The organism is Pseudomonas sp. P1_F7 (genome assembly GCF_056405655.1).
The window spans coordinates 206,714-230,634 of sequence record NZ_JBFUBR010000003.1 but is presented as its reverse complement, the minus strand read 5'-3'; the positions used below and the strand labels follow the sequence as shown (position 1 = coordinate 230,634).

Sequence of the window (23,921 nt, the reverse complement as noted above, 5' to 3'; positions counted from 1 at the left end):
TGGGAGCGAGCTTGCTCGCGATGACGGTGTAACGGCTTACGAATACCGCAAAGCATGAGCCGGCTCAATCTTCGCCGCCCGCCATGCCGGGTAAACCGTGGCCAGGAAGCTCATGACGAAGCCCGCCGTGCAGATCAACGCCACATCCCCGCCTTGCAGCTCGGACGGCAGGTTGCTGACGAAATACACATCGGAACTGAAGATGTGCTGCCCGCTGACCCGCTCGATCCAGCCCACCATCTCGCTGACGTTCAGCGCGGCAATCACACCCAACACACCGCCAATCAGGGTGCCGACGATACCGATCACCGTGCCCTGCACCATGAAGATCGCCATGATCTGCCGCGGCGTGGCGCCGATGGTGCGCAGGATCGCGATGTCCGCGCCCTTGTCGTTCACCACCATGATCAGGGTCGCGATGATGTTGAACGCCGCCACCGCGACGATCATCAGCAACAGCAGGCCGATCATGGTTTTTTCCATCTTCATTGCGCTGAACAGGCTGCCCTGGGTGTGGGTCCAGTCGTCAGCCTTGTAGGCGGTACCCAGCCCCGTGGCGATGTCGCTCGACACTTGTGGCGCGGCATACAGATCCTTCACCGCCAGGCGCACGCTCTGCACCTGACTCGGCTCCCAGTGCTGCATCTGCGCGGCATCGGCCATGTGGATCAGCGCCATCGTGCCGTCCAGTTCGGCGCCAACCTTGAACACGCCGACCACATTCAGCCGTTGCATGCGCGGGGTGATGCCGCCCGGCGCATTGCTGACTTCCGGCACGATCAGGGTGATCTTGTCGCCGACGTTCAAGCGGAAGCGACGCGCCGTGATCTCGCCGATTACCACGCCGAACTCGCCCGGCTTCAGGGCCTCGAGACTGCCCTGGACGATGTGCTTGGCGACGATCGACACCTGGCCTTCCAGCGCCGGGTCGACACCGCTGACCTGGATTGGCTGCATCGTGCCCTTGTAAGAGAGCATGCCTTCCATCTCGGTGAACGGCACCGCCGCCGTCACTTCCGGGTTTTTCATCGCCGCCGCTGCCACGGGCTTCCAGTCGTCAATCGGATTGACGCCGACGATGGTGGCGTGCGGCACCATGCCGAGGATGCGCGAGCTCATTTCGCGCTGGAAGCCGTTCATCACCGACAGCACCACGATCATTGCCAGCACGCCAAGGGCGAGACCGATCATCGACGTCATCGAGATGAAGGAGACAAAGCGATTGCGGCGCTTGGCGCGGGTATAGCGCGTGCCGATAAAGATCGATAACGGTCTGAACATTCGCTGGTGCACCGTATAAAAATAAAAGACCCGACGCCTTTTCAGGCATCAGGCTTCAGCCAATCAGATGGGAGTGAGGCAACCTTCCTGCAAGTGCAGGACGCGGTCCATCTGGCGGGCCAGGTTCATGTCGTGGGTCACCACCAGGAACGCCGTGCGCATCGAGGTGCTGAGCTCCAGCATCAAGTCTTGAATGCCCTGGGCGGTGTGGGAGTCGAGGTTGCCGGTCGGCTCGTCGAGCATCACCAGGCCCGGTGTGTTCACCAGGGCTCGGGCGATGGCCACACGCTGACGCTCACCACCGGACAATTCCGCCGGCTTGTGCTCCAGGCGGTGGCCCAGCCCTACCCGCTCCAGCAACGCCGTGGCACGCTGACGCGCCTCCGGAATCGCGGTCTTGCCGATCAGCAGCGGCATGCAGACGTTTTCCAGGGCGGTGAATTCCGGCAGCAGATGGTGAAACTGGTACACGAAGCCCAGGGCGCGATTACGCAGCAGGCCGCGTTTCTTCTCGCTCAGCGCCGACAGTTCTTCGCCGTCGAGCCAGACGCTGCCCTTGGTTGGTGTATCGAGGCCGCCCAGCAGATTGAGCAAGGTACTTTTACCCGAGCCCGACTTGCCGACAATCGCCACGCGCTCTCCCGGGTGCAATTCCAATTGCAGGCCCGCCAACACTTCCACCGATTCCGGGCCTTCCTCGTAGGACTTGCCCAGGCTGCGGCAGCTCAAGATTGCTTTATCACTCATGCCCGACTCACTCATAACGTAGCGCCTCCGCAGGCTGGGTGCGCGCGGCACGCCAGGCTGGATACAGGGTGGCGAGGAAACTCAGGACCAACGCCGCAGAGCAGACCATCACCACGTCCTGGCTCTGCACTTGCGACGGCAGGTAATCGATGAAATACACGTCGGCGTTGAGGAATTTGTGCCCGATCAAGCCTTCGAGGGCCGAGATCGCGGCGCTGACGTTCAGCGCGGCGAAGATCCCGACCACGGCGCCGATCGCGGTACCGACCACGCCAATCACCGTGCCTTGCACCATGAACGTGCGCATGATCGTGCCCGGCGTGGCGCCCAGTGTGCGCAGGATCGCGATGTCGCCCTTCTTGTCGTTCACCACCATCACCAGCGTGGAAATGATGTTGAAGGCAGCAACGGCAACGATCAGCAGCAGCAACAGGCCGATCATGGCTTTTTCCATGCGGATCGCCTGGTACAGGTTGCCATGGGTACGGGTCCAGTCGCGGGCGTAGTAGCGGTCTTCGCCGAGGTCGCGGGCGATGCTCCACGCGGTGCGTGGTGCCTGGAACAGGTCGTCGAACTTCAGGCGCAGGCCCTGGACCTGATCCGGTTTCCAGCGGTGCAGCCGGGCCAGATCCTGCAGGTTGGTGACGCCCAGGTAGCCATCGAGCTCACCGGCGCCGACATGGAAGATGCCGACCACGGTAAAGCGCTTCATGCGCGGGAACATCCCGGCCGGGGTCACGGTGACTTCCGGCGCCACGAAGGTCAGCTTGTCGCCAATCGCGGCACCGAGCTTGGCCGCGGCCTTGTCACCGATGACGATGCCAAACTCACCCGGCACAAGATCGTCGAGTTTTCCCTGGGTCATGAAGTGATCGATGATCGACACTTGGCGTTCTTGTGCCGGGTCGATGGCATTGAGCAGGACTTTCGAGACCTTGCCGTTATTGGTCAGCAAGCCCTGCATTTGCGTAAACGGCGCCACGGCCGTCACCTGCGGGTTCTGCTTGACCTTGGCCGCCAGGCTTTGCCAATCGCTGATCGGCTCCCCGGACTCGATGGTCGCGTGGGGCACCATGCCCAGCACGCGGGTGCGCATCTCATGATCGAAGCCGTTCATCACCGACAGCACCACGATCATCACGACCACGCCAAGGGCGAGCCCGATCATCGAAGTCAGGGAAATGAATGACACAAAATGATTGCGACGCTTTGCACGGGTGTAACGCGTGCCGATAAATACGAAGAGAGGTCTGAACATGTCGGGGCTTGTTCGGAGGGAAAAGGAACGTCCTTGTGGCGGGGGTCGATAACCAGCTTTACACTCAGACCACCGCCGCTACCATGGGTTCGCCATGTCGACATTAGATGAAGAAGATCGCCGCGAATACTACCGTATCGAGGATACGATCGCACTGGAAATTCGGCCCCTGTCCGCTGCTGAAGCCACAGGCCAAGAAGTGTTGCAGGATGCTTCCCCGCTCTTCAACTTGCTCAGCGAACTGCACCTGAGCGAATTCGAGTCGCAACACCTGTTGCGCCAGATCAGCGAACGCGACCGCACGACCGCCGCATTCCTCAAATCCCAGAACAAACGCATCGATTTGCTGAGTCAGGTCGTCGCTCTGACAGTGTTCGGGCAGATCGGCGAACCGCAGCCAGTGATCATTTCCGAAGGCGGCATCGACTTTCAGCATGCAAATCCCATCGCCGCCGGCACACGCCTGTCGGTCAAGCTGGTGCTGATGCCGCAAGCCCTGGGCCTGCTGCTGCGCGCCTGCGTCACCCATTGCGACCGCAAGGGCGATGGCTATGACGTCGGCACCGAGTTCGAACACCTGACCGATGCCCAGCGCCAACTGCTGGCCCGCCACATCTTGCAAAAGCAGGCCCAGGAACGACGCCTGGCCCGCGAACAACTCGAATCAGGCAATTAATTTAAGGAAGAACCGTGACCCTCATCTACGGCCATCGCGGCGCCAAGGGCGAAGCACCGGAAAACACCCTGACCAGCTTTCAGGAATGTCTCAAGCACGGCGTGCGTCGTTGCGAACTGGACCTGCACCTGTCCATGGATGGCGAGCTGATGGTCATTCACGACCCGACCCTCAAACGCACCACTGACCGTCGCGGCAAGGTCGTCGAACACACGGCGGCCGAGCTGGTGACGTATGACGCACGCAAGGGTGGCCCGGGCTGGATCAAGCCGTGCCCGATTCCGACGCTGGAACAACTGTTCGAGAAATGCAACTTCGATCACTGGCAGCTGGAAGTCAAAAGCGCATCGAGGATGCGTGCCGCGACCACCGTGCTGGCGATTCGCGAAATGGTCCAGCGTCATGGCCTGATGGACAAGGTGACCATCACCTCAAGTTCCCGTGAAGTGCTCAAGGCTGCGCTGGAGTTGGTGCCGGATGTTTCCCGCGGGCTGGTGGCCGAGTACGCCTGGCTCGACCCGCTGAAGGTCGCGGCCAGCTATGGCTGTGAGATTCTGGCGCTGAACTGGACCCTGTGCACGCCGGAACGCCTGCAAAGGGCGCAGCGTCAGGGGCTGCATGTGTCGGTGTGGACCGTCAACGAGCCTGCGCTGATGCGCAGACTCGCCGACTTCGGCGTTGACAGCCTGATTACAGACTTTCCCGGTTTGGCCACCGCCACGCTCGAGAATTGCTGAAATCGGTCTCCCCGGCCGGCTCAGGCCACCGGCCGGAGCCGCTCAAAAAAGCCGGTTGAGGCCGTCGTATGCCGCTACCCGATAGGCTTCGGCCATGGTCGGGTAGTTGAACGTGGTGTTGACGAAGTACTTCAGCGTATTCAGTTCACCCGGCTGGTTCATGATCGCCTGACCGATGTGCACGATCTCCGACGCCTGATAACCGAAGCAGTGAACGCCCAGCACTTCCAGGGTTTCACGGTGGAACAGAATCTTCAGCATGCCTTGCGGCTCGCCGGCGATCTGCGCCCGCGCCATGCTCTTGAAGAACGCCTTGCCCACTTCGTACGGCACCTTGGCCTGGGTCAGCTCCTGCTCGTTCTTGCCGATCGAGCTGATCTCCGGAATGGTGTAGATGCCGGTCGGCACATCATTCACAAAGCGCCAGCTACCGTTATCGACGATGCTGCCAGCGGCGGAACGACCCTGGTCATGGGCGGCACTGGCCAGGCTCGGCCAGCCAATCACGTCACCGGCGCCGTAGATGTTCGGCACGCAGGTGCGGTACGCCTCGTCGACTTCGATCTGGCCACGGCTGTTGACCTTCACCCCGATGTTTTCCAGACCCAACTGATCGGTGTTGCCGGTACGGCCGTTGCACCAGAGCAAGGCGTCGGCCTTGATCTTCTTGCCGGACTTGAGGTGCAGGATCACACCGTTGTCCACGCCTTCGACGCGGTCGTAGTCTTCGTTATGGCGAACCGTGATGTTGTTGTTGCTGAAGTGATAACTCAGGGCCTGGGAGATTTCCGAGTCGAGGAAGCTCAGCAGTTGACCACGGTTGTCCACCAGTTCGACCAGCACGCCCAGACCACTGAAGATCGAGGCGTATTCGCAACCGATCACGCCAGCGCCGTAAACGATGAGTTTGCGCGGGGTGTGGCCGAGGCTGAGGATGGTGTCGCTATCGTAGATACGCGGGTGGTGGAAATCGATGTCCGCCGGGCGATAAGGACGCGAACCGGTGGCAATGATGATGTGCTTGGCCACCAGTTTTTCGACCACGCCGTTGGCGCAGACCACTTCGATGGTTTGCTCGTCGGCGAAGCTGCCGGTGCCGAAGAACACGTCGACACGGTTACGGGCGTAGTAGCCGGTACGCGAAGCCACTTGTTTGGAGATGACTTTCTCGGCGCTTTTCAATACGTCCGGGAACGAGAACCAGCGCGGCTCACCAATGGCCCGGAACATCGGGTTGGTATTGAACTGCATGATCTGCCGCACGGAGTGACGCAGTGCCTTGGACGGGATGGTGCCCAAGTGAGTGCAGTTGCCGCCGACCTGGCGACGGCTATCGACCATCGCCACCTTGCGCCCTGCCTTGGCGGCGTTCATTGCCGCGCCTTCCCCCGCCGGGCCGGAACCCAACACCACCACGTCGTAGTTGTAGACAGCCATGCGTACTCCTCAGAACAGGCCGCGGCACCCTCGGCACCTGCGGCTAAATCACGCCAATGCGTGGCATGAAGGAACAATTTGGGGCCAGTGCAGAACCCGGACACAGTCTATAGAAGCGTCAACGCCGCGCACATTAACCCTTGGTCGCGTCGTAGGCTACTTTTGCCTGCACCACAACGCCAGTTTTCAATGCTCAAATCGCCACAATCACTCGGTTTTTTTGCCACTGAGGCGTTCAAAAGCGTGACTGCTGCGTGTGACGAAACCTGTATCGGCACGAATCACAAAAAATGCGCCGATATCGTGTTTTTCTGCGTAGTCCCAACCACGCTCCGGGCCGAGAATCAGCAACAGCGTCGATAAGCCATCGGCCATCAAGGCGGAAGGATGAATCACCGTGACCGATGCCAGGTTATGTGAGACCGGCGCGCCGCTGCGCGCATCGAAGGTGTGGGAAAAACGCTGGCCGTCTTGCTCGAAGTAATTACGATAGTCGCCGGAGGTGGACAGGCCATAGCCGTCGACAACAATGACGCGCTCGGCCACCTGCCGATCATCCCGCGGCTCTTCCAGGGCAATGCGCCATGGCGAACCGTCAGCCTTCTTGCCGGACGCTTTGAGCTCACCCGTGGCCTCGGCGAGGTAGTCGTGGATGCCCATCGCCTCGAGTCTTGCGGCAATCGTGTCCACCGCATAACCGGCGGCGATGCTGTTGAAGTCGACCTCGACGGCGGCGTCCTTGCATAACTGGTCGCCGTCGATGCGCAAGTGTTGGTGGCCGACGCGCTGGCGGACTTCGGCGAGGGCTTCGGCGCTCGGAACTTTCTCTTCTCGGGCCTGCGGTCCGAACCCCCAGAGGTTCAGCAACGGCTCCACCGTCAGATCGTAGGAACCGTCGCTTTGCACTGACAGTTGCTCGCCCACGCGGACCAATTCGAGGATTGACGCCGGCATTGCCTGACAGCGGTTGGCCGGCAATGCATTGAAGCGCTCGATGTCCGAGTCGCTGCGGTACGTGGACATTTGCCGGTCAATGTCAGCGAGGATCTGCTCGACCTGGACGCGTACTTCGTCCGGCGCCGGAAGGCCGGCATGGCGCACATACTTGATCGAATAAGTGCTGCCCATGGTCGGGCCGCCGAAGCTTTCGAGGGAGTCACTGCTGCCGCAACCGGACAACAGGACGAACAATACAAAGCACCCTATCCGCCAGATCAACAAATCCTGCATCCCCTGAAGAACACCCTGACACACCGTCAAGGCTCGCCATTATGCGATAGAAACTGTGGGAGCGAGCTTGCTCGCGATAAGGCCAGCCCGACCAACACACCTCTCAACAGACAAAAACAGCACAAACAAAAACGCCCCGACCAAGGTCGGGGCGCTTTCATGTGCGGCTAAGGCTTAGCGCGGGAATGCTGGCGGGTTTACACCGGCCATGTCTTCCATCACGCGAACCACCTGGCAGCTGTAACCGAATTCGTTGTCGTACCAAACGTACAGAACAACGCGGTTGTCTTGGGTGATGGTTGCTTCAGCGTCCACTACGCCTGCGTGGCGCGAGCCAACGAAGTCGGTGGAAACCACTTCCTGGGAGCTGACGTAGTCGATCTGCTTGTGCAGATCCGAGTGCATGGCCATCTGGCGCAGGTACTCGTTGATTTCTTCGCGAGTGGTGGCCTTTTCCAGGTTCAGGTTCAGGATGGCCATCGACACGTTCGGCGTAGGAACGCGAATCGCGTTGCCGGTCAGCTTGCCCTTGAGCACTGGCAGCGCCTTGGCGGCTGCGGTGGCGGCACCGGTCTCGGTGATTACCATGTTCAGCGGCGCGGCGCGGCCACGACGGCTGCCCTTGTGGAAGTTGTCGATCAGGTTCTGGTCGTTGGTGAACGAGTGAACGGTTTCGACGTGGCCGTTGACGATGCCGTACTTGTCATTGACTGCCTTGAGCACCGGCACGATGGCGTTGGTGGTGCAGGAAGCCGCCGAAATGATCTTGTCGTCAGGGGTGATATCGCCATGGTTGATACCGTGCACGATGTTCTTCAGCGCGCCCTTGCCAGGTGCGGTGAGGATCACGCGGGCCGCGCCCGGGCAGGCCAGGTGCTGGCCCAGGCCGTCTGCGTCACGCCAAACACCAGTGTTGTCGACGATCAGAGCGTTTTCGATGCCGTACTGGGTGTAGTCCACTTCGGCTGGGCTCTTGGCGTAGATAACCTGGATCAGGTTGCCGTTGGCGGTGATGGTGTTGTTGGCTTCATCAATGGTGATGGTGCCATCGAACGGACCATGGACCGAGTCGCGGCGCAGCAGGCTGGCACGCTTGACCAGGTCGTTCTCGGCGCCCTTGCGGACAACGATGGCGCGCAGACGCAGGCCGTCGCCACCACCGGTTTTCTCGATCAGGATGCGCGCCAGCAGACGGCCGATACGACCGAAGCCGTAGAGGACAACGTCGGTGCCTTTGCGGGCGGATGCGTTCTGCTGGCCAACCACGTCAGCCAGTTCTTCACGGACGAACTGCTCGGCAGTACGGCCATTGCCTTCGGCCTTGAATTTGGCCGCCAGCTTGCCCAGGTCCACCGAAGCGGCGCCGAGCTTGAGCTCGCTCATCGCCTTGATCAGCGGGAATGTTTCGTGGACGGACAGCTCGCTTTCGTCGGACTGACGGTGACGAGCAAAGCGGTGAGCTTTGAGAATCGCAATGACTGAACGATTGATCAGGCTGCGGCCATAGATCGAGCTCACCACGTTGTTATTGCGGTAGAGCTGACCGATAAGCGGAATCATCGCTTCTGCGAGTGCTTCACGGTCGATCCATTCACCAAGACACTGGTCGGGCTTCTGAGTCACGGGAACCTTCCACATGTAGGGGCAGAAAAAAGGGGCTACATTATGCCGCCGAGTGAGCGCCGTAGCAATGCGCGCCCGTCGTGCTTTACGTAACAAATCGTCGTTCAAAAAAATCACGCCTCGCGCCAGCCCAATAAAACCGGGGCTTTCAGCGCAGTCAATTTTTTGGTGGTCACGCCTCCTTGTCCGTAACCCTCCGTAACACTCGTTGTTTTTGCCACTACATATTCAGTAATTTTCGGTAAAAAACCGCCGAATTTTGTCTTTACCACTACATTTCGCCCAACCAGCGCTTTAGACGCAGTCAGCAACTGACAGGCGGCATCGTTGACCGCTACAATTACCGACTTTGTCGCAACGCTTGGAGCTCAACCTTCCGTGCCCGTTCTGCGTCTACCGCTTCTCCCTGCCGCGGCAGGTAAACAGCACTGGGGCAACCTGCCCGGTGCCGCCCTGAGCCTGGCCATTGCCGAGGCCGCCAGCGCTGCCAAGCGCTTTACCCTGCTACTGACCGCCGACAGCCAAAGTGCCGAACGGCTGGAACAGGAGCTGGGTTTCTTCGCCCCGGATTTGCCCGTATTGCACTTTCCCGACTGGGAAACCCTGCCCTACGACCTGTTCTCACCGCACCAGGACATCATTTCCCAGCGCATCGCCAGCCTGTACCGGCTGCCGGAACTGAGCCATGGCGTGCTGGTGGTACCGATCACGACCGCCCTGCATCGCCTTGCACCGACCAAATTCCTGCTCGGCAGCAGCCTGGTGCTGGATATCGGCCAGAAACTCGACGTCGAACAAATGCGCACCCGGCTTGAAGCCACGGGTTATCGCTACGTCGATACGGTGTATGAACACGGCGAGTTCACCGTTCGCGGTTCGCTGATCGACCTGTTCCCGATGGGCAGCAAGCTGCCGTATCGCATCGATCTGTTCGACGACGAAATCGAAACCCTGCGCACCTTCGACCCGGAGAACCAGCGCTCCATCGACAAAGTCGACTCGGTCAAGCTGTTGCCGGCCAAGGAATTCCCGCTACAGAAAGAAGCGGTCACCCGTTTCAAGGCGCGGTTCCGCGAGCGTTTTGACGTCGACTTCCGCCGCTGCCCGATCTTCCAGGACTTGAGCAGCGGGATTACTCCGGCCGGTATCGAGTACTACCTGCCGCTGTTCTTCGAAGAAACCTCGACGCTGTTCGATTACCTGCCCCAGGACACACAAGTGTTTTCCCTGCCGGGCATCGAGCAAGCCGCGGAAAATTTCTGGAACGATGTGCGCAATCGCTATGAAGAGCGCCGCGTCGACCCCTCCCGTCCTTTGTTACCGCCCGCCGAACTGTTCCTGCCAGTGGAAGACTGCTTCGCGCGCCTGAAGAACTGGCCGCGCGTGGTGGCCAGTCAACAGGATGTAGAAAGCGGTGGCGGTCGCGAGCGTTTCCCGGCCCGCGAGTTGCCCAACCTGGCGATCGAAGCCAAGGCCACTCAGCCAATGGCGGCACTGGCCGAATTCCTCGACCAGTTCCCCGGTCGCGTGTTGTTTACCGCCGAATCGGCAGGTCGCCGCGAAGTGTTGCTGGAGCTGCTGGAACGCCTGAAGCTGCGACCGAAAACCGTCGACAGCTGGCCGGACTTTGTCGCCAGCAAGGAACGTCTGGCGATCACCATCGCGCCACTCGATGAAGGCCTGCAGCTCGACGACCCGGCCCTGGCCCTGATTGCCGAAAGCCCGCTGTTCGGTCAGCGCGTGATGCAGCGTCGTCGCCGTGAAAAACGCGCCGATGCCAACAACGATGCCGTCATCAAGAACCTCACCGAGCTGCGCGAAGGTGCGCCGGTGGTGCACATCGACCACGGCGTCGGCCGCTACCTGGGCCTGGCGACCCTGGAAATCGACAGCCAGACCGCCGAATTCCTCGCCCTGGAATACGCCGAAGGCGCCAAGCTTTATGTGCCGGTGGCCAACCTGCACCTGATCGCCCGCTACACCGGCAGCGACGACGCCCTGGCCCCGCTGCACCGCCTCGGCTCCGAGACCTGGCAGAAAGCCAAACGCAAAGCCGCGGAACAGGTGCGTGACGTGGCCGCCGAGCTGCTCGACATCTATGCACGCCGCGCTGCCCGTGAAGGTTATGCCTTTGCCGATCCGAAAGCCGACTACGCCACCTTCAGCGCCGGCTTCCCGTTCGAAGAAACCCCGGACCAGCAAACCACCATCGAAGCGGTGCGCGAAGACATGCTCGCGCCCAAGCCAATGGATCGCCTGGTGTGCGGCGACGTCGGCTTCGGCAAGACCGAAGTGGCGATGCGCGCCGCGTTCATCGCGGTGCACGGCGGTCGCCAGGTGGCGATTCTGGTGCCGACCACCCTGCTCGCCCAGCAGCACTACAACAGCTTCCGCGACCGCTTTGCCGACTGGCCGGTGACCGTGGAGGTGATGAGCCGCTTCAAGTCGGCCAAGGAAGTGAATGCGGCGGTCGCGGACCTGGCCGTAGGCAAGATCGACATCGTCATCGGCACACACAAGTTGCTGCAGGACGACGTGAAGATCAAAAACCTCGGCCTTGTGATCATCGACGAGGAACACCGTTTCGGCGTGCGCCAGAAAGAACAGCTCAAGGCCCTGCGCAGCGAAGTCGACATCCTGACCCTGACCGCCACGCCGATTCCGCGCACGCTGAACATGGCAGTGTCGGGCATGCGCGACCTGTCGATCATCGCCACGCCGCCGGCCCGTCGCCTGTCGGTACGCACCTTCGTCATGGAGCAGAACAAGAGCACGGTCAAAGAGGCCTTGCTGCGTGAGTTGCTGCGTGGCGGTCAGGTCTATTACTTGCACAACGACGTGAAGACCATCGAGAAATGTGCCGCCGACCTCGCCGAACTGGTACCGGAAGCACGGATCGGCATCGGTCACGGGCAGATGCGCGAACGCGATCTCGAACAGGTGATGAGCGATTTCTATCACAAGCGCTTCAACGTGCTGATCGCCTCGACCATCATCGAGACCGGCATCGACGTACCGAGCGCCAACACCATCATCATCGAGCGTGCCGACAAGTTCGGCCTGGCGCAATTGCACCAGTTGCGCGGCCGGGTCGGACGCAGCCACCACCAGGCCTACGCCTACCTGCTGACGCCGCCGCGCCAGCAAATCACCCCGGACGCGGAAAAGCGCCTGGAAGCGATTGCCAACACCCAGGACCTCGGCGCGGGCTTCGTGCTCGCCACCAACGACCTGGAAATCCGTGGCGCCGGCGAACTGCTCGGCGATGGCCAGAGCGGGCAGATCCAGGCTGTCGGCTTCACGCTGTACATGGAAATGCTCGAGCGCGCGGTGAAGTCGATCCGCAAGGGCGAGCAGCCGAACCTCGATCAACCGCTCGGCGGCGGTCCGGAAGTCAACTTGCGGGTACCGGCGTTGATTCCCGAAGACTACCTGCCGGATGTCCACGCCCGCCTGATTCTCTACAAGCGCATTGCCTCGGCTACCGATGAGGACGGCCTCAAGGATTTGCAGGTGGAGATGATCGATCGTTTCGGCCTGTTGCCGGAACCGACCAAGAACCTGATCCGCATCACTGCATTGAAATTGCAGGCCGAGCAACTGGGCATCAAGAAAGTCGATGGCGGTCCGCAAGGCGGTCGCGTCGAGTTCGCAGCACAGACGCCGGTGGACCCGCTGACCCTGATCAAACTGATCCAGAGCCAGCCAAAACGCTACAAATTCGAAGGCGCCACGATGTTCAAGTTCATGGTTCCGATGGAGCGCCCGGAAGAGCGCTTTAATACTGTAGAGGCGCTGTTCGAGCGCCTCGTTCCGAAAACTGCTTGAAGGACGCCGCATGCGCCTGTTTCGCTCACTGACCTTGCTGACCCTGCTGATGCCAGCACTGGTCGCACCCACAGCATTTGCCGACGACCTGTATCAGGTCGAAATGATTCTGGTCCGTCAAAACGCCGTGCCGGCGATTGTCAGCCGCGCCGCACCGGAAGACTGGGCGGCAGGCGCCCAATCCGTCAGCCCCGACAGCCTGCGCACACCAAGCCTGAATGGCGAGGTGGAAAAACTCACCAGCAGCGCCGACTACACGGTGCTGCTGCACAAGGCCTGGCAACAGCCCCTCGGCGAAACTGCCAGCAAAGTGGCGATCAGCGACGGCAAGGAACAGTATGGTCAGTTCCCGATCGAGGGCACATTGAACATGACGCTGGGACGCTTTACCGACGTCGACGCCGATTTCTGGGTCAACCAGATCGATGCCAATGGCATGGTGACCGCCAGCGAGCGCTTGAAACAGGAAAGCCACACCAAGAACGGCCAGTTGAACTTCCTCGACAACGGCCACCTCGGCCTGCTGATCAAGATCACCTCGTTGACCGCCCCCGCACCCCGAGCAGCTCCCGAAGAAATTCCGGACTGATTGAAGTCTCTATGTCCGCGACCCTGAGCAAACCCCTGGCACCGTCCTGGGTCAGCCGATTCAAAGAACAGAGCCTGGAGCGTGGTCGCCGTTACGCGCTGGAGAATCGCGTCAGGATCGTCGAGGCCGGCGACGCCACGATCATCGCCGCTTGCGAAGGCTCTGGCAGTAACGTTTACCGTCAGACCATTCGCCTGCGCGAGTCAGCCAAAGGCACGCTGCTAATGGTCGACGCCACCTGCTCGTGCCCGGTCCGCAGCAACTGCAAACATTGCGCGGCGGTGCTCCTGCAGGTGCAGGAAACCCTCGACTACCCCGCTGCCGCCAAAGACGCCGAACTCCTGGAAAAACTCCAGGCAGTCCTGGAAAACCGCAGCCCGAAAGCCCCGCCGCAAGTGCTGGTGGACAATGTGCAGCCGGTACCGCGCCTGTGGCTGGCCAGCATCGAGTTCAGCGCATTCGAACCGCGCAATGGTCGAATGCAGCGGTACATTCAGCATCGTGCGGCGCTGTCCTTCAGCTATCTGGACGAGTACGTGTCCGGACAGAAAAATACTGACATCCTGATTCGCCAGGAAGCCCAGACGCTGCGGATAAAACGTCACCCGGAAGTGGAACAGTCCTACCGGGAACAGCTGCGAATCCTCGGCTTCAAAGTTGCCACCCGGCAAAGCAAGGCCTTGCCGGAAAGCGCCGGCGAGCTGTTCGAGATGGTCAATGACAGCGCCTGGCTGACCTTTACCCTCAATGAACTGCCGAAGTTGCGCACCCAGGGCTGGGAATTGCAGATCGACGAGGACTTCGGTTTCGACCTGACAGCGGTAGACGACTGGTACGCCACGGTCGAACAGGCACCGGAGCGCGACTGGTTCGACCTGGAACTGGGGATCATCGTCAACGGCGAACGCCTGAGCCTGTTGCCGATCCTGCTCAACCTGATGCGTTCCCACACCGAAATCCTCAACCCGGAACGCCTCGCCCGACGCCGCGACGACGAGCTGATCCTGGTCAATATCCCCAATCGCCCGAACTCCGAGCACGGCCCGTTGCAAGTCGCCCTGCCCTTCGGCCGCTTGAAGCCGGTGCTGGCCACCCTCGGCGAGTTCTACCTGCAAGAGCCCGGCGACACCACGCTGCGCCTGAGCAAGGCCGATGCCACGCGCCTGAACCCGCTGGAAGACATGCCACTGCTCTGGGAGGGTGGCGAACAGATCCGCACCTTTGCCCAGCGCCTGCGGGACATCAAGGACCACACGGCCGCCGCCCCGGACGGCCTGAATGCGACGCTGCGGCCGTATCAACTCGAAGGTTTGAGCTGGATGCAATCGCTGCGGCAGCTGGAAGTGGGTGGAATTCTCGCGGACGACATGGGCCTGGGCAAAACCCTACAGACACTGGCGCACGTTCTGAGCGAGAAAAACGCCGGCCGCCTCGATCGGCCGTGCATGGTCGTGATGCCAACCAGCCTGATCCCCAACTGGCTCGACGAAGCGGCGCACTTTACGCCGCAGCTCAAGGTACTGGCGCTCTACGGCGCCAGCCGCAAGAAGCACTTCGACAAGCTGGCTGACTACGATCTGATCCTAACCACCTATGCGCTGCTGCCCAAGGATGTCGAACGCCTGGCGGCGCAGCCCTTGCACATACTGGTACTGGATGAAGCGCAGTACATCAAGAACCCGACCAGCAAGGCCGCCCAGGCTGCCCGCGAGCTCAATGCCCGGCAGCGCTTGTGCCTGAGCGGCACACCGCTGGAAAACCATCTCGGTGAACTGTGGTCGCTGTTTCACTTCCTCTTGCCCGGCTGGCTGGGCGACGTCAAAAGCTTCAACCGCGATTACCGCGTGCCGATTGAAAAACGCACCAGCGAGGTCAGGCTTCAGCACCTCAATGGCCGGATCAAACCTTTCCTGCTGCGCCGCACCAAGGAGCAGGTGGCCACCGAGTTGCCGCCGAAAACCGAAATCATCCACTGGGTCGAGCTCAACGAGGCCCAACGCGATGTGTACGAAACCATGCGCCTGGCCATGGACAAGAAAGTCCGCGACGAGATCACCCGCAAAGGCGTGGCCCGCAGCCAGATCATCATTCTCGAAGCGCTGCTCAAGCTGCGTCAGGTGTGCTGCGATTTGCGCCTGGTCAACGAGGCGACCCTGCCAAGCCGTGGCAGCACATCAGGCAAGCTCGACAGCCTGATGGAAATGCTCGAAGAACTGTTCGAGGAAGGTCGGCGGATCCTGCTGTTCTCGCAGTTCACTTCAATGCTGTCGCTGATCGAAGACGAACTGAACAAACGCGGCGTGGCCTACGCCCTGCTGACCGGCCAGACCCGTGACCGCCGCACCCCGGTGAAGGAATTCCAGAGCGGCAAGCGTCAGATATTTCTGATCAGCCTGAAGGCCGGTGGCGTTGGCCTGAACCTGACCGAAGCGGACACGGTGATTCATTACGACCCATGGTGGAACCCGGCGACAGAAAACCAGGCGACCGACCGGGCGTACCGCATCGGCCAGGAGAAGCCGGTGTTCGTTTATAAATTGATTGCGCGCGGCACGGTGGAAGAAAAGATTCAGCACCTGCAAAAGGAAAAGTCCGACCTTGCGGCCGGCGTGCTGGATGGGCGCAAGGCCGGGGACTGGAAACTGCAGAGCGATGATATTGAAGCGCTGTTTGCGCCGCTGCCGGAAAATCTCGAAAAGCGCTGAGATGTGCGGCGCTTATTAGTCCGCTATCGCGAGCAAGCTCGCTCCCACAGGTTCAGTGATGTCCGCAAAAGTTGTGTTCGACGCGGACACTGTGGGAGCGAGCTTGCTCGCGATGGAGTCAACTCAGTATCAAGCGGGGCTCAGCCCTTGAGCACCCGCGCCAGCGTCGATTTCACCTTGCCCATGCCGTCATGCAACGCCTGCTCGATCTCGGCCATGGTAATCACCGCCGTCGACTTGCCCGCTGCCGGGTTCACCACCAGCGCCAGACAGGCGTAATCCAGTTCCAGTTCACGGGCCAGGGCCGCTTCCGGCATGCCGGTCATGCCGACGATGTCACAACCGTCGCGCTCCAGCCGGGCGATTTCAGCAACGGTCTCCAGGCGCGGCCCTTGTGTACACGCATACACGCCATGACTGCTGTAGCCCACACCTTCCGCTGCCAATGCCGCGATCAGTTGCTGACGCAACGGTTCGCTGTAGGGGTAGCTGAAGTCGATATGGGTGACCTGCTCCAGGTCATCGGCAAAGTAGGTGTGCTCACGACCGCTGGTGTAGTCGATCAACTGATGCGGCACGCAGAAATGCCCGGTGCCCATTGCTGCATGGATGCCGCCCACGGCGTTGACCGCCAGAATGGCTTCGGCACCGGCCTGCTTCAGCGCCCAGAGGTTGGCGCGGTAGTTGACCTGATGCGGCGGAAAACGATGGGGATGGCCGTGACGTGCGAGGAACAGCACTTCCTTGCCGGCATACTCGCCGATCTGCACGTCGGCCGAAGGTGCGCCATAAGGCGTGTCCACTGCCAGTGACTGACGAATGCTCAGGCCTTCGAGTTGAGTCAGGCCAGTGCCACCGATAATCGCGTAAACCGTCATAACGAACAGTCCTTAATCAATCAATTGAGCTTCTTTGAGCGCGCCGACAGCGGCCAGCCAGCGCGGGTCTTGACGGTATTCGGTGCTGGCGAACGACTGGCCGCGCATCCGCGCAATGCGCTCGGAAGGCTTGACCTTCAGGCGTTGCGCAGCGCTCAGGGCCAGTTCGGCAGCAGCACGGTCGTTGCACACCAGGCCCATGTCGCAACCGGCAGTCAGCGCTGCTTCAATACGGCTGGCAGCATCACCGACCACGTGAGCGCCTGCCATGGACAAGTCGTCACTGAAGATCACGCCATCGAACTGCAACTCGCCACGCAGGATGTCCTGCAACCAGCGGCGGGAGAAACCAGCGGGCTGGGAATCGACTTGTGGATAAATAACGTGGGCCGGCATGACCGCGGCCAGTTGCTTGCTCAGTTTGGCAAACGGCACCAGATCGTTGGCGCGGATCTCGTCGAGACTGCGCTCGTCATTCGGAATCGCGACGTGGGAATCCGCTTCAGCCCAGCCGTGGCCGGGGAAGTGCTTACCGGTGGCCGCCATGCCTGCGCTGTTCATCCCGCGGATGAATGCACCAGCGAGCAAGGCAGCGCGCTCGGGATCACCTTCGAACGAACGGGTGCCGACAACGGCGCTGCGCTGGTAATCCAGGTCGAGCACCGGGGCGAAGCTCAGGTCCAGGCCAACGGCCAACACTTCGGTCGCCATGATCCAGCCGCACTGCTCGGCCAGGTATTCGGCGTTCGGGTTGTCGGCAATGGCGCGCATGGCGGGCAAGCGCACGAAACCCTGGCGCAGGCGCTGCACGCGGCCGCCCTCTTGATCCACCGCCAATAGCAGATCCGGACGAATGGCTCTGATCGCCGCACTCAATTCACGCACCTGGCGCGGATGCTCGATATTGCGGGCAAAGATGATCAGGCCACCCACTTCGGGCTGGCGCAACAATTGGCGATCTTCAGCCGTCAGCCAGGTACCGGCGACGTCCACCATCAACGAGCCTTGCAAGCCAGCAGTCATAGATATTCCTTGATAACAGAAAACCCGCCCCACACGAATTCGCCGCCAGGGGCTGTGCCCGGCAGGTCGGCGATATCATTGGGAATCGGGTTCAGAACGAGAGTCGGCATGGGCGGCTAGCTTAGCGGATGTCAGCTGCCGCGCCCACCCGTGTGCGGTTAAACCTTGGCGGCAACCGGAGTCGATTTGCTGCGTGGACGCAACTGGGCCGTGGCCATGGCCGCGTCGGTGACGCCGGATTCGGCACGCATGCCGGCGGCCAGGAATGGCACCATCAGACGCATGACCTGCTCGATCGAGGTGTTCACGCCGAAGTCGGTTTCAGCAATCGCGCGCAAGGCCTTGATACCGGACATGCTGAACGCCGCCGCACCTAGCATGAAGTGCACGCGCCAGAACAGTTCGATGGGTGGAATACGCGGCGCCGCTTCGTTGACCAGCATCATGTAGCGGCGGAACACCTTGCCGTACATGTCTTCCAGATAACGCCGCAAGTGCCCCTGGCTCTGACTGAACGCCAGCCCCAGCAAACGCATGAAGATAGACAGGTCGTTGCCACTGCGCGGCTGCACCACCAGTGCCTGCTCGACGAGGATTTCCAGCAACTCTTCGAGTGTCGGCTTGATGTCGGGCTTGGCCTGACGCCGCTCCAGCTCTTTATCGAGGCTGATGCAGAACGGTCCGAGGAACCGCGAGAAAACCGCTTGAATCAACGCCTTCTTCGAACCGAAGTGATAGTTCACCGCCGCCAGGTTGACACCCGCCTTGCTGGTGATCAGACGTAAAGAGGTTTCGGCGAAACCTTTTTCCGCAAACAACTGCTCGGCTGCATCAAGAATGCGTTCAACGGTTTCCGACTGGGCCATGGCTACTCCGCCTGACAAACACTTGTTTGAAACATACGTTTCAGCCTGTGCATTGTCAAGTCTGGCAGTTCGTTTCGGGAATGGTCGGTCAGACATTTAACCACACAACGGCGAAGGTTCAATCCACTGACTGTTTGACCGTCCGGCGGCGACTGAAAAATGGAGCATTGCCAAGACCGCCTCACTGTATATAATCCCAGTCACTGTATAAAAAAACAGAGCGATCGATATGCTAAAGCTGACGCCACGACAAGCAGAGATTCTGGCTTTCATCAAACGCTGCCTGGAAGACAACGGATATCCACCTACCCGTGCGGAAATCGCTCAGGAACTGGGTTTCAAGTCACCCAATGCGGCGGAAGAACACCTCAAGGCACTGGCCCGCAAGGGCGCAATCGAGATGACGCCTGGCGCCTCCCGTGGCATTCGCATCCCCGGTTTCGAAGCCAAGGCCGACGACTCCACCCTGCCGATCATTGGCCGGGTCGCAGCCGGCGCCCCGATTCTTGCGCAGCAACACATCGAAGAGTCCTGCAACATCAACCCTGCCTTCTTTCATCCGCGCGCCGACTACCTGCTGCGCGTCCATGGGATGAGCATGAAGGATGTCGGCATTTTCGACGGCGACCTGCTGGCGGTCCACACCACCCGCGAAGCCCGTAACGGCCAGATCGTGGTGGCGCGAATCGGCGACGAAGTGACCGTCAAGCGCTTCAAGCGTGACGGCAGCAAAGTCTGGCTGATCGCCGAGAACCCCGAGTTCGCCCCTATTGAAGTGAACCTTCAAGACCAGGAACTGGTGATCGAAGGCTTGAGTGTCGGCGTCATTCGCCGCTAAAGGAGGCACCATGCAGTTCCCACAGACATCACCACAGCAAACCCAACTGCCGTTGTTCGAAGCGTTCATGGCACAGCCATTGGCGCCGATTCTGAAAGACGTAGTCGAGTCCCCCTGGAGCGCCGAACCTGACGTTTTCAGCGAGCTGTCACTGCGTGGTGCAGCCGGGAACTGCCTGAGCCTTCTGGCCCCGATCCTTCGGGAATTGAGCCAGGACCAGGACGCACGCTGGCTGACGCTGATCGCGCCGCCCGCCAGCCTGACCCAAGCCTGGTTGCGCGATGCCGGCCTCAACCGCGAGCGCATTCTGTTGCTGCAACCGCGGGGCACCCAGAGCGCTCAGCAACTGACCTGTGAGGCTCTACGCTTGGGTCGCAGCCACACGGTGGTCAGCTGGATCAACCCATTGAGCCCCCAATCGCGGCAACAACTGATCAGCGCCGCCCGCACCGGGGACGCTCAGAGCCTGAATATTCGACTGGGTTAACTGGCAGAAAAGACGCGTGCTTCACCGCACAAGGCTTCTCCAGGGGCAGAGAAGCCGATGAATAATGACATCAAGAAAAGCGACAGACGGGGGTCAATGAAGAACCCGCGACCCCTCGTCCTTTTCGAATTCGCCTTCAACCAGGCGACCCGCCATCTGAACACCCACGCTCAACATCGCCTTGGCAACTTCCACGTGCTGCCCTTGCAGGAATGCCTTGGCGTCCTCGGAGAAATCCAAAGTAACCAGAGAACCCTCGTCCTCGGCCCTGCGCAGCTCGATACGGCCGTCTGGTAACTCGACAATTTCTAGAAAGGACGTTGGCATAAAGGACTGTTCTCCACGAAAGGCGGGGATTATATAGGCATCGCTCGGGCTTCGCTTGGGATCTTGACCAGATGTCATCCCAAAAATGTTTCTGTCAGCACTCGTTCAGGCCTTCGCGAAAGCGGATCGCCAACCCCTTCAGATTCTGGCGCCAGCTCTCCAGCTCCTCCCGACTCAGCTCTTCCACTGCCTCCTCTTCATCCAGATTGACAGCCTGAATCAGTGGCTGGGTCACGTCCCCTTTCGGCTTGTGGGGCGCGCGCGGCGGCTGAAACAGCGCAGCATGGGCGGCCAACAGCTTGGCCAGCCAGGTCTCCGGGTTATTGGCCAGCTCAACCAGCTCAGCCATTTCCGGAATAGCGATGGTTTCCAGCACCTCGCGAGTCAGCAACAACTCTGCACGGGGCGCATTGGCCTGTGGCAAGCGATAGAAACCGGCGATTTCGTGACACAGGCCCAACAGCGCGCCGTACAAGTGAAATAGCGTAGATTCGCGTCCGGCCTGGATCAACGCCAGTGAATTCATCGCCCGCCCCTCTTCAGTGCGGGCCAGTGCTTCGAGCGACAAGCCGGCGAAATAAATCTTCTGATTGGTGCGGGTATACAGTTCGTGGGCCATGACGGCAGCCTCCACAACGAAATAATTGCTTCACGCAGGTCAGACAGTGTCGTGGATCACCCGATCCGACCGCAAGTACAAAACAAAAAGGCCGCATGAAAACCCAAGGGTTGTCATGCGGCCTTTTCAGTACCGCGACGCTTTATGCCTTCGCGGCTGGACGCTTGTCTTCGACTTTCCACTTACCGCCGTCGTAGAACGCTTTCCAGCCAGTCGGCTTACCGTCAACCTCGGTCTGCACGTACTGTTCCTTGGTCTTGCGACTGTAACGAATCACAGCCGGGAGACCATCCGGATCTTTCTTCGGCGCTTCGCAGAGGAAGTGATACTTCGGATCGATCTCATCCTTGTGCGGGATGATCTCCATCACCAGAGGAGCACGAGTCTCGCGGTTTTTCGGGAACTGGCTGGCCGCCAGGAACAGACCGGATGCACCGTCGCGCAGAATGTAGGTGTCATTGACCTTATCGCATTTCAGCTCAGGCATCTTCACCGGATCCATCTTCGGCGGCGCCGCATCACCGCTCTTCAGCAGTTTGCGGGTGTTCTTGCAGGTCGCGTTGGTGCAACCGAAGAACTTGCCGAAACGGCCGGTCTTGAGCTGCATTTCGCTACCGCACTTGTCGCATTCCAGGCTCGGGCCTTCATAGCCCTTGATGCGATAGGTGCCCTCTTCGATTTCGTAGCCATCGCAATCCGGGTTGTTACCGCAGATGTGCAGTTTGCGCTTTTCATCGAGCAGGTAAGCATCCATCGCCGTGCTGCAGATCGGGCAGCGATGCTTGCCACGCAACACCAGCGACTCCGACTCACCCTCGTCGTCCGCAGCGATTTCATCGCCCGGCACCAGGTTGACGGTGGCCTTGCAGCGCTCTTTCGGCGGCAGGCTGTAGCCCGAGCAACCGAGGAACACGCCGGTCGACGCAGTACGAATCTGCATCGGACGACCGCAGGTGGTGCACGGGATGTCGGTCATCACCGGTTGGTTGGCACGCATGCCGCTTTCCGGGCTTTCGGCCACTTCGAGCTTTTTCTTGAAGTCGCCGTAGAACTCGTCGAGCACGTTTTTCCAGTCACGTTCGCCCTGGGCCACATCATCGAGATGTTCTTCCATACCGGCAGTGAAGCCGTAGTCCATCAGGTTGGAGAAGCTCTCGGCCAGACGCTCGGTAACGATGTCGCCCATCTTTTCCGAATAGAAACGACGGTTGTGCAGCGCCACGTAGCCACGGTCCTGGATGGTCGAAATGATCGCCGCGTAGGTCGAAGGACGACCGATGCCGCGTTTTTCCATTTCTTTTACCAGGCTGGCTTCCGAGTAACGCGCCGGCGGCTTGGTGAAGTGCTGGGTCGGATCAAGCTTGATCAGCTTCATCGCGTCGCCCTGGGCCATGTCCGGCAATACATCGTCGTCGCCTGGCTTGGCGATTTGCGGCATGACGCGGGTGTAACCGTCGAACTTCAGGATGCGGCCCTTGGCGCGCAGCTCGAAGTCACCGGCACCCACGGTGACGGTAGTCGACAGGTATTGCGCCGGCAGCATCTGGCAAGCCAGGAACTGGCGCCAGATCAGCTCGTAGAGGCGCTCAGCATCACGCTCCATGCCCGACAGCTTGCTTGGCTCGGTATTGGCGTCGGACGGACGAATCGCTTCGTGAGCCTCTTGTGCGCCTTCCTTGCTGCTGTAGACGTTCGGGGTTTCCGGCAGATACTTCTTGCCGAACTCGCCTTCAATATAAGTACGTGCCATCGCCACGGCGTCAACCGAGAGGTTGGTCGAGTCGGTACGCATGTAAGTGATGTAGCCGGCTTCATACAGACGCTGGGCCATCATCATGGTTTTCTTCACACCGAAGCCCAGGCGGTTGCTCGCGGCCTGTTGCAGGGTGGAGGTGATGAACGGTGCCGACGGCTTGCTGCTGGTCGGCTTGTCTTCGCGCTTGACGATGCTGTAGCTGGAAGCCTTGAGCTTCTCCAGCGCGGCCATGGCCTGGGCTTCGTTCAACGGCTTGAAGGCTTCGCCTTTCTCGCGGGCCACGTCGAAACGCACGGTCGCGCCTTTTGCGGTGCCGAGGTCGGCGTGAACTTCCCAGTACTCTTCCGGGATGAACGCGCGGATTTCACGCTCGCGCTCAACCACCAGCTTCACGGCAACCGACTGCACGCGACCGGCGGACAGGCCACGAGCGATCTTGGCCCACAGCAGCGGCGAAACCATGTAGCCCACAACGCGGTCGAGGAAGCGACGCGCCTGCTGGGCGTTGACGCGATCGATATCCAGCTCGCCCGGCTGGGAGAAGGCTTCCTGAATCGCCTTCTTGGTGATTTCGTTGAACACCACGCGCTTGTAGCGGCTGTCGTCACCACCGATGGCTTCGCGCAGGTGCCAGGCAATGGCTTCCCCCTCGCGGTCCAAGTCGGTTGCGAGATAGATGGTGTCAGCATCCTTGGCGAGCCGGCGCAGCTCTTCGATGACTTTTTCCTTGCCCGGGAGGATCTCGTACTTGGCTTTCCAGCCATGATCCGGATCGACACCCATGCGCGCGACCAGCTGCTTGCGCGCTTTTTCTTTTGGCGACAGTGCCGGCGCTTCACCCGCAGCAGCCTTGCCGCGCTTGGCGGCCGGCTCTTTGCTGGCGCTAGCCGAACCGCTGGTGGGCAGGTCTCGGATATGGCCGATACTCGACTTCACCACGTATTCGTTGCCCAAATACTTGTTGATGGTCTTGGCCTTAGCCGGGGATTCCACAATGACCAGCGATTTGCCCATGG

The 23,921-nt window shown here is 60.6% G+C and carries 19 protein-coding genes; 7 read left to right on the top strand and 12 right to left on the bottom strand.

The features are described from left to right. Positions 1-36: 36 nt before the first annotated feature. The 3 genes from AC1D1M_RS05055 to AC1D1M_RS05045 all read right to left on the bottom strand — a co-directional run bounded on the left by AC1D1M_RS05055 (position 37) and on the right by AC1D1M_RS05045 (position 3,286). Positions 37-1,281 (bottom strand): lipoprotein-releasing ABC transporter permease subunit, encoded by a 1,245-nt coding sequence (locus AC1D1M_RS05055; protein WP_477774782.1) that lies wholly within the window; start codon positions 1,279-1,281, stop codon positions 37-39. A 63-nt stretch (positions 1,282-1,344) separates the two neighbouring features. Then, positions 1,345-2,028, bottom strand: coding sequence for a lipoprotein-releasing ABC transporter ATP-binding protein LolD (gene lolD / locus AC1D1M_RS05050; RefSeq protein WP_177323267.1), 684 nt, complete (start codon positions 2,026-2,028; stop codon positions 1,345-1,347). Positions 2,029-2,035: 7 nt separating this feature from the next. Continuing rightward, positions 2,036-3,286, bottom strand: coding sequence for a lipoprotein-releasing ABC transporter permease subunit (locus AC1D1M_RS05045; RefSeq protein WP_223454460.1), 1,251 nt, complete (start codon positions 3,284-3,286; stop codon positions 2,036-2,038). Positions 3,287-3,380: 94 nt separating this feature from the next. On the opposite strand from AC1D1M_RS05045, the gene AC1D1M_RS05040 reads away from it, so the two are divergent. Then, on the top strand, positions 3,381-3,962 hold the full coding sequence (locus AC1D1M_RS05040; RefSeq protein WP_477774781.1) for a PilZ domain-containing protein: 582 nt from the start codon (positions 3,381-3,383) through the stop codon (positions 3,960-3,962). A gap of 14 nt (positions 3,963-3,976) precedes the next feature. Further along, on the top strand, positions 3,977-4,699 hold the full coding sequence (locus AC1D1M_RS05035) for a glycerophosphodiester phosphodiesterase (protein WP_477774780.1): 723 nt from the start codon (positions 3,977-3,979) through the stop codon (positions 4,697-4,699). A 42-nt stretch (positions 4,700-4,741) separates the two neighbouring features. Here the strand turns inward: AC1D1M_RS05035 and sthA are convergent, their stop codons facing one another. From sthA to AC1D1M_RS05020, 3 genes are all read right to left on the bottom strand, one after another. After that, complete coding sequence (gene sthA / locus AC1D1M_RS05030) at positions 4,742-6,136, bottom strand: Si-specific NAD(P)(+) transhydrogenase (RefSeq protein WP_007984277.1); 1,395 nt, start codon at positions 6,134-6,136, stop codon at positions 4,742-4,744. 207 nt (positions 6,137-6,343) lie between these two features. Continuing rightward, entirely contained in the window at positions 6,344-7,366 is a 1,023-nt protein-coding gene (locus AC1D1M_RS05025) for an FAD:protein FMN transferase (protein ID WP_477774779.1), read from the bottom strand. Between the two features lie 174 nt (positions 7,367-7,540). Beyond that, positions 7,541-9,004, bottom strand: a complete 1,464-nt coding sequence (locus AC1D1M_RS05020; protein ID WP_007974029.1) for a glyceraldehyde-3-phosphate dehydrogenase — start codon at positions 9,002-9,004, stop codon at positions 7,541-7,543. Between the two features lie 363 nt (positions 9,005-9,367). On the opposite strand from AC1D1M_RS05020, the gene mfd reads away from it, so the two are divergent. From mfd to AC1D1M_RS05005, 3 genes are read left to right on the top strand one after another with little or no spacing between them, the layout of a single operon-like run. Next, on the top strand, positions 9,368-12,817 hold the full coding sequence (gene mfd, locus AC1D1M_RS05015) for a transcription-repair coupling factor (protein WP_477774778.1): 3,450 nt from the start codon (positions 9,368-9,370) through the stop codon (positions 12,815-12,817). A 10-nt stretch (positions 12,818-12,827) separates the two neighbouring features. Beyond that, positions 12,828-13,406: a CsiV family protein gene (locus AC1D1M_RS05010; RefSeq protein WP_154910055.1), complete on the top strand. Its 579-nt coding sequence runs from the start codon at positions 12,828-12,830 to the stop codon at positions 13,404-13,406. An 11-nt stretch (positions 13,407-13,417) separates the two neighbouring features. After that, positions 13,418-16,111: an SNF2-related protein gene (locus AC1D1M_RS05005; protein WP_477774777.1), complete on the top strand. Its 2,694-nt coding sequence runs from the start codon at positions 13,418-13,420 to the stop codon at positions 16,109-16,111. Positions 16,112-16,251: 140 nt separating this feature from the next. On the opposite strand, the gene AC1D1M_RS05000 is transcribed toward AC1D1M_RS05005, so the two are convergent. The 3 genes from AC1D1M_RS05000 to AC1D1M_RS04990 form a co-directional block, all read right to left on the bottom strand. Then, the gene (locus tag AC1D1M_RS05000; RefSeq protein WP_214381989.1) at positions 16,252-16,989 is read right to left on the bottom strand and encodes an S-methyl-5'-thioinosine phosphorylase; all 738 of its coding nucleotides are present in this window, start codon (positions 16,987-16,989) and stop codon (positions 16,252-16,254) included. Between the two features lie 12 nt (positions 16,990-17,001). Next, complete coding sequence (nagZ, locus tag AC1D1M_RS04995) at positions 17,002-18,012, bottom strand: beta-N-acetylhexosaminidase (RefSeq protein ID WP_056722002.1); 1,011 nt, start codon at positions 18,010-18,012, stop codon at positions 17,002-17,004. A 158-nt stretch (positions 18,013-18,170) separates the two neighbouring features. Then, a complete protein-coding gene (locus AC1D1M_RS04990; RefSeq protein WP_150724705.1) occupies positions 18,171-18,878 on the bottom strand; it encodes a TetR/AcrR family transcriptional regulator in 708 nt (235 codons plus the stop codon). A gap of 229 nt (positions 18,879-19,107) precedes the next feature. Here AC1D1M_RS04990 and lexA point away from each other — a divergent pair, with 229 nt between their 5' ends. Then, positions 19,108-19,716: a transcriptional repressor LexA gene (lexA, locus tag AC1D1M_RS04985; RefSeq protein WP_007974043.1), complete on the top strand. Its 609-nt coding sequence runs from the start codon at positions 19,108-19,110 to the stop codon at positions 19,714-19,716. A 10-nt stretch (positions 19,717-19,726) separates the two neighbouring features. Then, positions 19,727-20,203: an SOS-induced cell division inhibitor SulA gene (sulA, locus tag AC1D1M_RS04980; RefSeq protein WP_007991406.1), complete on the top strand. Its 477-nt coding sequence runs from the start codon at positions 19,727-19,729 to the stop codon at positions 20,201-20,203. A 93-nt stretch (positions 20,204-20,296) separates the two neighbouring features. On the opposite strand, the gene AC1D1M_RS04975 is transcribed toward sulA, so the two are convergent. The 3 genes from AC1D1M_RS04975 to topA form a co-directional block, all read right to left on the bottom strand. Further along, positions 20,297-20,530 carry a hypothetical protein gene (locus tag AC1D1M_RS04975; protein WP_477774776.1) on the bottom strand — a complete coding sequence of 78 codons (234 nt, stop codon included), beginning with the start codon at positions 20,528-20,530 and terminating at the stop codon, positions 20,297-20,299. A gap of 94 nt (positions 20,531-20,624) precedes the next feature. Further along, positions 20,625-21,149, bottom strand: a complete 525-nt coding sequence (locus AC1D1M_RS04970) for a DUF6586 family protein (protein ID WP_477774775.1) — start codon at positions 21,147-21,149, stop codon at positions 20,625-20,627. A gap of 142 nt (positions 21,150-21,291) precedes the next feature. Next, positions 21,292-23,919 carry a type I DNA topoisomerase gene (topA, locus tag AC1D1M_RS04965; RefSeq protein ID WP_477774774.1) on the bottom strand — a complete coding sequence of 876 codons (2,628 nt, stop codon included), beginning with the start codon at positions 23,917-23,919 and terminating at the stop codon, positions 21,292-21,294. Between the last annotated feature and the right edge of the window lie 2 nt (positions 23,920-23,921).

What these genes read in the sequence shown, in the direction of transcription:
- sulA (WP_007991406.1), top strand. Translation starts at nt 19,727, where the DNA reads ATGCAGTTCCCACAGACATCACCACAGCAAACCCAACTGCCGTTGTTC.
- AC1D1M_RS05005 (WP_477774777.1), top strand. Translation starts at nt 13,418, where the DNA reads ATGTCCGCGACCCTGAGCAAACCCCTGGCACCGTCCTGGGTCAGCCGA.
- AC1D1M_RS05000 (WP_214381989.1), bottom strand. Translation starts at nt 16,989, where the DNA reads ATGACGGTTTACGCGATTATCGGTGGCACTGGCCTGACTCAACTCGAA.
- lolD (WP_177323267.1), bottom strand. Translation starts at nt 2,028, where the DNA reads ATGAGTGATAAAGCAATCTTGAGCTGCCGCAGCCTGGGCAAGTCCTAC.
- AC1D1M_RS04970 (WP_477774775.1), bottom strand. Translation starts at nt 21,149, where the DNA reads ATGGCCCACGAACTGTATACCCGCACCAATCAGAAGATTTATTTCGCC.
- AC1D1M_RS05045 (WP_223454460.1), bottom strand. Translation starts at nt 3,286, where the DNA reads ATGTTCAGACCTCTCTTCGTATTTATCGGCACGCGTTACACCCGTGCA.
- AC1D1M_RS05055 (WP_477774782.1), bottom strand. Translation starts at nt 1,281, where the DNA reads ATGTTCAGACCGTTATCGATCTTTATCGGCACGCGCTATACCCGCGCC.
- sthA (WP_007984277.1), bottom strand. Translation starts at nt 6,136, where the DNA reads ATGGCTGTCTACAACTACGACGTGGTGGTGTTGGGTTCCGGCCCGGCG.
- AC1D1M_RS04990 (WP_150724705.1), bottom strand. Translation starts at nt 18,878, where the DNA reads ATGGCCCAGTCGGAAACCGTTGAACGCATTCTTGATGCAGCCGAGCAG.
- AC1D1M_RS05040 (WP_477774781.1), top strand. Translation starts at nt 3,381, where the DNA reads ATGTCGACATTAGATGAAGAAGATCGCCGCGAATACTACCGTATCGAG.
- nagZ (WP_056722002.1), bottom strand. Translation starts at nt 18,012, where the DNA reads ATGACTGCTGGCTTGCAAGGCTCGTTGATGGTGGACGTCGCCGGTACC.
- AC1D1M_RS05020 (WP_007974029.1), bottom strand. Translation starts at nt 9,004, where the DNA reads ATGTGGAAGGTTCCCGTGACTCAGAAGCCCGACCAGTGTCTTGGTGAA.
- lexA (WP_007974043.1), top strand. Translation starts at nt 19,108, where the DNA reads ATGCTAAAGCTGACGCCACGACAAGCAGAGATTCTGGCTTTCATCAAA.
- AC1D1M_RS04975 (WP_477774776.1), bottom strand. Translation starts at nt 20,530, where the DNA reads ATGCCAACGTCCTTTCTAGAAATTGTCGAGTTACCAGACGGCCGTATC.
- topA (WP_477774774.1), bottom strand. Translation starts at nt 23,919, where the DNA reads ATGGGCAAATCGCTGGTCATTGTGGAATCCCCGGCTAAGGCCAAGACC.
- AC1D1M_RS05010 (WP_154910055.1), top strand. Translation starts at nt 12,828, where the DNA reads ATGCGCCTGTTTCGCTCACTGACCTTGCTGACCCTGCTGATGCCAGCA.
- AC1D1M_RS05025 (WP_477774779.1), bottom strand. Translation starts at nt 7,366, where the DNA reads ATGCAGGATTTGTTGATCTGGCGGATAGGGTGCTTTGTATTGTTCGTC.